The following is an 8,221-nucleotide window of genomic DNA, read 5'->3' as shown; positions in this document are numbered from 1 at the left end:
AGGCGAGAGAGTTTATTTATTACTTGCTTTCTTTGTGCCTTTGCCCCTTTGTGCCTAGGTATATAAGACAGCTAAACAACGGCTATGGTAATTTGGTTAAGAGAGAAGCTAAACACGTACGATTATTTTAACATTCATAAACACATACGTGAAAAGAAAGGATGCGTTGACTAATCTCATCTATCTCATCTTTTAAGCTTTCTGCAATACTTACCCTCTTTCCAGATAAAAAAGGAATTTTTGAGAGAGAATTTATTATTTTTATAGCCTGTTGGGAGATAGGAAAAGAACCATCTAAATGCTCATTACAGGTAAGCCCTCCATCCTTAAGGTTTAATCCCACCGCATCCTCTATCTTCTTATGACAACATATACATTTAGAGAGGGAAGGAAAAAGCCCGAGGAGGGAGATTAGTTTAAATATAAACAATGGTTTTATCAAAAAATCTATTTTTTCTTCTACCCACAAAAGGCTTTGAAGGAGCAATTGGAATATATGGTAATCTGGATGGGAAAACCCAACAAGTGAGTTTATGGCCTTTGTAATAAAAGATGCCATTTCCATCTTTTCTATATCCTCCCTTAAAGGAGAAAAGCTCCTTATTATTTTACATTCCCTTAAAATAGATGTATAATCTCCCCACCAAAAGGAAAAGTCACAAAAAGAAAATGGTTCGATAAGGCCGCTAAATCTACTTTTTATCCTTCTTGCACCCTTTGCCTGGACTTTAATCTTTCCAAACCTTTCTGTGTAGATAACCGCAGATTTATCCCTTTCTTTTAATTCCCTTCTTAAAAGAACAATCCCAGAGCTTTTATAAAGGGGAAGCCTTCTCATTTATGGCTTTTTTACATATAATCAATATCGCACCAATAACTATTCCAAGGTCTGCAATGTTAAATGTTGGCCATCTAATATTTCCTATCCCAATTGAGATAAAGTCGACAACAAAGGAATAAATAATTCTGTCAAAAAGGTTAGAAATAGCACCACCAATAAACAGACCAATTCCTATCTTAAACAATAAAGGTTTTTCTTTTAAAAAAACAGAGTAGGCAACAAGGATGATGCAGATTATGAGGGTAAGCCAGAATATAAGAGAAGGATACCCTGAAAATAACCCGAATGAGAGGCCATAATTTCCTGTGGGAGAAAGGGCAAGGAAGGAAGAAATTGTAATCTTTTGAGAAATTCTTAAAGCCAAAATCTTTGTTATCCTGTCAAGGATAAATAAAAGAATAGCAATGATGAATGGTATCATATACCTCTCTTCTCTTGTCTGTCCTCTATCCTCTCCCCTCTGTTCTAATAAGCCATATGGATGAAAATGCCTTGTATTGGATTGCCCTAAGAAACCTTAATCTTATAAGCTCAAGGATTGCAAGGAATGTTACAATAAGCGAAAGTCTGTCTCCTACATCAAAAAGCATTGCAATTTCTATTTTCTTTATCTTAAAGAACATCTTCTTTATCCTCTCTATTGCCTCCTCTATTTTTGGCTCATCTATTACAAGCTCATAAACAGGGCTTTCTTTATTTTTGGAAAGTATATCCTTTAATGAAGAGAAAAGGTCAAAAATAGAGACTGTAATTTCTTCTTCTATATCCTTCTGCTTAAAGCTTATGGGAATTTTTGCCTCTTGTTCTTTAAACCTCTCTTCAATCCAAAAAGAAGCCTTTTTATACCCTTCATATTCCTTAAAATAACAAATGAGGTTGTTATCTCCTTCTTCAATTACTTGTGGTCTTGGAAGAAGAACATAAGATTTTATTAAAAGAAGCTCACTTAAAAAAACAAGAAAATGGGGTGTTTTTTCTAATTCAATCTCGCTTTGAAGTTTAAGATAGGAAAGATAAGAAGATGTTATTTTTGCCATTTCAAATTCCAAAGGAGAGAGCTTTCTCTTTTTTACAAGAACAAGCATCTCCTCTATTGACCCTTCGTATATATCAAGATTAAGTTTAAACAATTGCAGATACTCTTTTAGAAAGCTTTGATTTTAGCCGTGCTGCCTTATTCTTATGAAAAATCCCCTTTTTTACTGCCTTGTCAATCTTCTTAAAAGCAAGTTTTAGTTTTTCCAGGGAGGATTCTTTTTCTCCCTTCTTAATAGATTTAATAGAAGATTTTATCTCAGCCTTACAAGCCTTATTTAAAAGATATCTCTTCTTGTTTTGGCGAATATTCTTGAGAACAGAAATTTTTCTCTTTTTAATAGCCATAATGTATTATTTTATCATTACAATAAATACTTTGTCAATATTAGCCATTTGCTTTACACCCAATTTGTATTGTCAAATCTTTTTCTCGTATATGTTTAGGTAAATGAGAACAAGCAAGATGTGTTTAGCTCGTTTGCTAGAAACCCTCCAAAAAATACAGCTATATACGCCAATATTGGAGAAAAAGGCAATTTGCTCAATGTTTCTTAAACAGCTTCCAGGGGTTCTTTTTCAGGTCAGCTGATAGCTCTTCCAGGTTTTTTCCTGTATTTGAAAGGGATTTTGAGGCTTCTGTTATACTTGCCGATCCTTTTTCTACCTCTTCAATCAGCCTTCTCAAATCAGTCATAGCCTTGTTAAATGAAGAGGCACCCTCTGAGATGGATTTTTCATTTTTCTTTAAAATTGTATTTAAATTGTCAGCCGCTTCATTAAATGAGGCTATTGCAGATTTTAATTCATCTGGCTTTACCACCCCTGCAATCTTATTAAACCTTTCTGTTGCTTTATTAAAATTGCTGATGCTGTTTGATAAAGCCTCCCTGTCTATAGACTTTGCTGTTTTTTGCAAAGATAAAGATGCTTCTTTTAATTCAACAATACAAGACCTTATATTTTCCTTATTCTCCTTTGTTATATCAGCAATAGCCTTTGAAGCAATGGAAATGTTGTTGATTGCTTCGATGATTTCTCTCTTATTTTTTGAGATAATCTCTGAGGAATCCTTTGTAATTATAGCAAGGTTCTTAAGGGAATTTTCCAGGTTTAAAAGCATTTCCTTTTCTCCCATAAGCTTATCAAGGATGGTTACTGTTCGCTCCATCTTATAGACAACAATCTCAGACCTTTCAAGAATTTCAGAGACATTTACCGGGTTAATACCAACAAGAAAATCGCCATTTTTTACAACTGATCTGCTTTTTCCAAGCGTTATCTCAACATATTTCTCTCCAAGAAGACCTAGTGTATTTATAGTAATCATTGAGTCGGATGGAATTTCTACATCCTTTTTTACCCATACCTTTACATACACCTTATTATTCTTAAGATAAAGCCCCTTTACGCAGCCTGCATCCATTCCAGAAACCATTACAGGTGCACCATCCCTAATCCCAGATATATAATTAAACCTTATGGTAAATGTATATCCCCCTTGGCCCAGTTTTACATCACCAATGGCAATTATTAGAAAAGCCAGTATAAAAAGGCCAATTCCAACAAATATGCCTATTTTTAGTTCATCCTTCATCCCTCTTTCCCTCCGGTGATAAATTGCCTAATATAAGGATTATTGCTTTGTTTTATTTCATCTGGTGTTCCCTCAATAATTATTTTTCCATTATGGAGCATAGCAATTTTATCAGAAATATTATATGAAAGGGCTAGATCATGGGTTACCACAATGGATGTAACCTTAAGCCTGTTTGAGGTCTCTTTGATAAGATGGCTTATTTCAGAGCCTGTAATTGGGTCTTGCCCTGTGGTTGGCTCATCATATAGAATTATCTTTGGATTCGTAATTATAGCCCTTGCTAAGGCAACCCTTTTTTTCATCCCTCCAGAAAGGCTTACCGGATATAGGTTTTCAATGCCTGAAAGACCAACCAGGGAGAGAGCATTTTTTACCCTAGCCATTATATCGCTCTTATTTAAATTAGTATGCTCAATAAGAAAAAATCCAACATTCTCAAAGACATTTAGAAAATCAAAAAGGGCAGATTCTTGAAATACAACGCCAAACATCTGCCTTGTCTTTATAAGTTCATCCTCTGAAATACTTGCTATGTCTTTTCCAAAGATAATTATCCTTCCTTTGTCTGGTTTCATCAAGCCTGTAATTATCTTTAAAAGAACGCTCTTTCCGCAACCAGACCTTCCCAAGATAACATATGTTTTTCCTTCCTCTATATTAAGGGATACACCCTTTAATACCTCATTCTTCCTAAAGCTTTTATAAATATCCTCTATTTTAATCATTAGAATAAAATTACGGTTAAAAAATAATCAAAGACCAGAACAGTGGCAATGGATACAACAACCGCCGATGTTGTTGCCTCTCCAACACCAATTGCACCCTCTTTTGCCCTAAATCCCTTATAACAGCTTACAATAATTATTATTATGCCAAAGAATATTGTCTTTATCAAGCCAGAGGTAAGGTCAGATACCTTTAAGAAGTCTATCATTTTTGTAATGTAAAGGCCGCTTTTTATATCGAACATTACAACACCCACAATATATCCTCCAATTATTCCAATAATATCAGCAAATATTCCCAGTATTGGCATCATAATAGCTGTAGCAATAAGCCTTGGAAGGACAAGGTATTCCAAAGGGTTGACCGCTAGTGTCTCTAAAGCATCTATCTGTTGGGTTGTCTTCATTGAAGAAATAGTAGAGGCTGCTTTAGCACCTATCCTTCCTGCCACAAGAACAGCAACAATTACAGGCCCTACCTCTGTGAGCATTGAAGCACCAACCAGGGCTCCTGTATAAACCTCCATTTCTATTCTTTTAAATTGATTGTATCCAAGATAGCCAAGAACCATCCCAAAAAAGGAAGAGACAATGAATAAAATAGGGAGGGTATTTACACCAACATCAACCAGGTGAGAGATTATCCTGTGGGTTGTGGGAGTAAAAAATGGCCTCTTTATTCTTATAAACCTCTGCTCAATGATGGATTTTATAAAAATAATAAAAAGGCTCTTTGTAAGGATAAAAACCCTTCCCAGCTCTTCAAAGAAATAGGAAAGCATTTTCTAAAAGGGACAAAGTAGCAAAGGCACAAAGCAGATAATGAATAAACTCTGTGCCTTTATGCCTTCATTTCATTCTTTAATCCTTGAAAGATTTTCGAATTTTGCATATTGTTTTAGAAAGGCAAGCTTTACGGTTCCTATTGGTCCATTCCTTTGCTTTCCAATGATTATCTCTGCTATGCCCTCATTATCTTCTGTGGGTTTATAATATTCCTCCCGATAGACAAAGAGAACAACATCCGCATCCTGCTCAATAGCCCCTGATTCCCTTAAGTCAGAAAGCTGGGGCCTTCTCCTTTGAACCTCTGTTGCACGGGATAGCTGGGATAAAGCAACAATGGGAATATTTAGCTCCTTTGCCAGAGATTTAAGAGACCTTGATATTTCTGAGATTTCTTGCTGCCTATTTTCTAGGTCCTTTCTTCCCTCTATCAATTGCAAATAATCAATTATAAGAAGCCCAATATTATTTTTTGCCTTAAGCCTCCTTGCCTTTGCCCTCATCTCAATGACACTCATAGGCGTTGTGTCATCAAGGTAAATTTCTGCCTCCCTTAAATTTCCAGCTGCTAAAGAGATCCTGGGAAGCTCATCCTTTTTAAGCTGGCCTATCCTTAATCTATGGGCATCAACACGACCTTCAGCACATAGAAGCCTAATAACAAGCTGAGCCTGGCTCATTTCAAAGGAAAATATACCAACCGGGATTCTCTCTTTAATAGCAACATGCTGGGCAATAGAGAGGGCTAAAGATGTCTTTCCCATAGAAGGCCTTCCCGCAATAATAATGAGGTCTGATGGCTGAAAGCCTGCTGTTTGTTCATCAAGCTCAACAAAACCTGTGGGAATCCCTGTGATATGTGGCTTATGGGCACATAGAGCCTCAATATCTTCTGGCTTTAACATATCTCCTATGGATATAAATCCACCCCTTACCTTTTTTGAGGCAATGTTAAAAACAAGCTGCTCTGATTTATCCAAAATATCAGAGACATCGCCAATTTGTTCATAGCCCATCCTTGTAATCTGCAAACCTGCAAAAACAAGCTCTCTTAAGGCTGCCTTTTGGGAGATAATCTTTGCATAATAGGGTGCATTGGAAGATGGTGGAATAGAAGAGATTAAACTTGTAAGGTATGTGACACCACCAATTGTAGAAAGGGCCCCAGATTTATTTAGCTCATCAGAGAGGGTAACCAGGTCAACCGGCTCATTCCTTTCCCAGAGATTGAGCATTGCTTTATATATCTTTCGATGAGATTCCCTATAAAAATCATCCTCTCTTAAAAGCTCAACCACCTCATTGATTACCTCCCTATCCATTAGCATAGCCCCAAGGAGGGATACTTCAGCATCAAGTGCTTGGGGTGGAAGCCTTTCCTGGTTAATTAGAAGGGTGTCTAACATGATAATTCAAAATTCAAAAGGCAAAATTCAAAAGTATTTTAATAAAAAACCTTACCTCACTTTTGACTTTTGCATTTTGACTTTTGACTTAATTTTCTCCTTCTACCAAAACCTTAAGGGATGCCTTTATGTCAGATGCTAGCTTAATTTCTACGCTATGTTCCCCCAAGCTTTTAATCCCTTGTTCTGGAAGAAGGATCTCTTTTTTATCAATATCTATATTAAATTCTTTAAGGCTATCTTTTATCTCTTGTGAGGTTACCTGACCAAACATCCTATTTTCTTCACCTGTCTTCTTTCTCATCGTAATGGTCAAAGCCTCAATTTTTTCCTTTAATTCAATTTTTAATTTATGCTCCCTCTCTTCCCTCTTTTTTCTTTCCTCTTTTATTTTGTTCACTAGCTTAAGGTTTTCTTCTGTTGCCAATATCGCCTTTTTCTTTGGAAGGAGGAAATTTCTAACAAAGCCATCTGAAAGGGAGACAACATCACCTGCTTCTCCTTTTGAAATATCATCAAGCAGGATTACTTTCATTTTGATGTATAGGAAAGAAGGGCTAACTGCCTTGCTTGTTTAATTGCCCTTGCCATCATTCTTTGGTGTTTGGCACAGGTTTTTGTAATCCTTCTGGAGAGAATCTTTCCACTCTCGGAAAGCTCCTTTCTAATAATTTCATAATCAAGAAATGATATTTCTTTTATTTTTTCCTGACAAAAGAGGCAATATTTTCTCTTTACCTTTATCCACGGCGTCTTTTTCTTTATCTTTTTCTTCATATCTTTATTATAAATTTGAACCTTAGTTAATGTCTAGGAATTTGTTTTAAAATATCCAATGCTACCCTTAAAGACCTAATGTCTCCTTCTGGCTCCATTATTGGCTTTGTTCCATTTATGATACAATCTATAAAGTGCAAAAGCTCAAGTTTCAGGGGATTATCCTTATGAACAAAAATTCTTTCCACGAATGATTCTTGTTTATACCTTAAAACCTCAGGGGATGTAAAGTATTCTGATGAAGCCCTCCTGTGGATATGGAGGTCTTGCTCTGCATAATCAAGGAATATATATGCATCCTCCTGGGTAGCTGATAATGTCCTCATCTTTTCCTCAGTTGTCCTTGAGGCTGTTAAAGAGGCAATACAGCCATTTTTAAATATAATCTGAAGATTAGCAATATCTTCATAATCCGAATAAACCCTGCTTGCCACAAGGCTTGTTTTTTCTATCTCAGAGGGAACAAGGGAAAGGACAATGTCTATATCGTGAATTAAAAGATCCAAGACAACACCTGTGTCATTTATTCTTGGATTTTTTGGTCCTAATCTTTTTGTCTCAATAAATATAGGGTTTTTTATAATATTCTTAAGCTCACAAACAGCCGCATTAAATCTTTCAACATGGCCTATTTGAAGGAGGACATTATTCCTTTTTGCTATTTCAAAGAGAGCTTCTGCCTCCTTAATATTTGTTGTCATTGGTTTCTCAAGGAGGGTGGGTTTTTTCTTGTTTAAAAAATCCGAGGCTACTTGATAATGAATGCTTGTTGGAACAGCAATTGAAACAGCATCAACCTTATCATACATATCCCTATAATCTGTATATGGCTTTGTGTAATATTGTGATGCAATTCTTTTTGCCCTTTCTTCTATTATATCAGCAACCCCGGTAAGCTCTACATTTGGAATTTCTGAATATGCCTTTGCATGAAATTCTCCCATATGGCCTACACCAATCACACCAACCTTTAATTTTTTCATATATTTTATTATAGGATGTGTTTAGATAATCTTAAGGAAAACTTTATAAAATTATGAATTTTGAATGT

At 35.8% G+C, this 8,221-nt stretch carries 11 protein-coding genes; all 11 read right to left on the bottom strand.

The features are described from left to right. Positions 1-127: 127 nt before the first annotated feature. Positions 128-838, bottom strand: a complete 711-nt coding sequence (gene recO, locus AB1397_05615) for a DNA repair protein RecO (GenBank protein MEW6482463.1) — start codon at positions 836-838, stop codon at positions 128-130. Then, on the bottom strand, positions 816-1,262 hold the full coding sequence (gene lspA, locus AB1397_05610) for a signal peptidase II (protein MEW6482462.1): 447 nt from the start codon (positions 1,260-1,262) through the stop codon (positions 816-818). Before lspA ends, recO begins: the two co-directional genes overlap by 23 nt. 25 nt (positions 1,263-1,287) lie before the next feature. After that, complete coding sequence (locus AB1397_05605; GenBank protein MEW6482461.1) at positions 1,288-1,971, bottom strand: segregation/condensation protein A; 684 nt, start codon at positions 1,969-1,971, stop codon at positions 1,288-1,290. Next, positions 1,964-2,224 carry a 30S ribosomal protein S20 gene (rpsT, locus tag AB1397_05600; protein ID MEW6482460.1) on the bottom strand — a complete coding sequence of 87 codons (261 nt, stop codon included), beginning with the start codon at positions 2,222-2,224 and terminating at the stop codon, positions 1,964-1,966. The genes AB1397_05605 and rpsT overlap by 8 nt, the downstream gene beginning before the upstream one ends. A gap of 196 nt (positions 2,225-2,420) precedes the next feature. Next, the gene (locus AB1397_05595) at positions 2,421-3,473 is read right to left on the bottom strand and encodes an MlaD family protein (GenBank protein ID MEW6482459.1); all 1,053 of its coding nucleotides are present in this window, start codon (positions 3,471-3,473) and stop codon (positions 2,421-2,423) included. Next, entirely contained in the window at positions 3,470-4,201 is a 732-nt protein-coding gene (locus AB1397_05590; protein ID MEW6482458.1) for an ABC transporter ATP-binding protein, read from the bottom strand. Before AB1397_05590 ends, AB1397_05595 begins: the two co-directional genes overlap by 4 nt. Then, positions 4,201-4,983, bottom strand: coding sequence for an ABC transporter permease (locus AB1397_05585; protein ID MEW6482457.1), 783 nt, complete (start codon positions 4,981-4,983; stop codon positions 4,201-4,203). Before AB1397_05585 ends, AB1397_05590 begins: the two co-directional genes overlap by 1 nt. Positions 4,984-5,055: 72 nt before the next feature. Beyond that, entirely contained in the window at positions 5,056-6,393 is a 1,338-nt protein-coding gene (gene dnaB / locus AB1397_05580) for a replicative DNA helicase (protein MEW6482456.1), read from the bottom strand. A gap of 88 nt (positions 6,394-6,481) precedes the next feature. Continuing rightward, on the bottom strand, positions 6,482-6,928 hold the full coding sequence (gene rplI / locus AB1397_05575; GenBank protein MEW6482455.1) for a 50S ribosomal protein L9: 447 nt from the start codon (positions 6,926-6,928) through the stop codon (positions 6,482-6,484). Then, positions 6,925-7,170 carry a 30S ribosomal protein S18 gene (gene rpsR / locus AB1397_05570; GenBank protein MEW6482454.1) on the bottom strand — a complete coding sequence of 82 codons (246 nt, stop codon included), beginning with the start codon at positions 7,168-7,170 and terminating at the stop codon, positions 6,925-6,927. Before rpsR ends, rplI begins: the two co-directional genes overlap by 4 nt. A 26-nt stretch (positions 7,171-7,196) precedes the next feature. Further along, positions 7,197-8,153: a Gfo/Idh/MocA family oxidoreductase gene (locus AB1397_05565; GenBank protein MEW6482453.1), complete on the bottom strand. Its 957-nt coding sequence runs from the start codon at positions 8,151-8,153 to the stop codon at positions 7,197-7,199. Positions 8,154-8,221 lie beyond the last annotated feature (68 nt).

The organism is bacterium (assembly GCA_040756715.1).
Classification (GTDB): domain Bacteria; phylum UBA9089; class UBA9088; order UBA9088; family UBA9088; genus JBFLYE01.
Note: the sequence above shows the minus strand (reverse complement) of the source record. Positions and strands in the feature narration are given on the sequence as shown.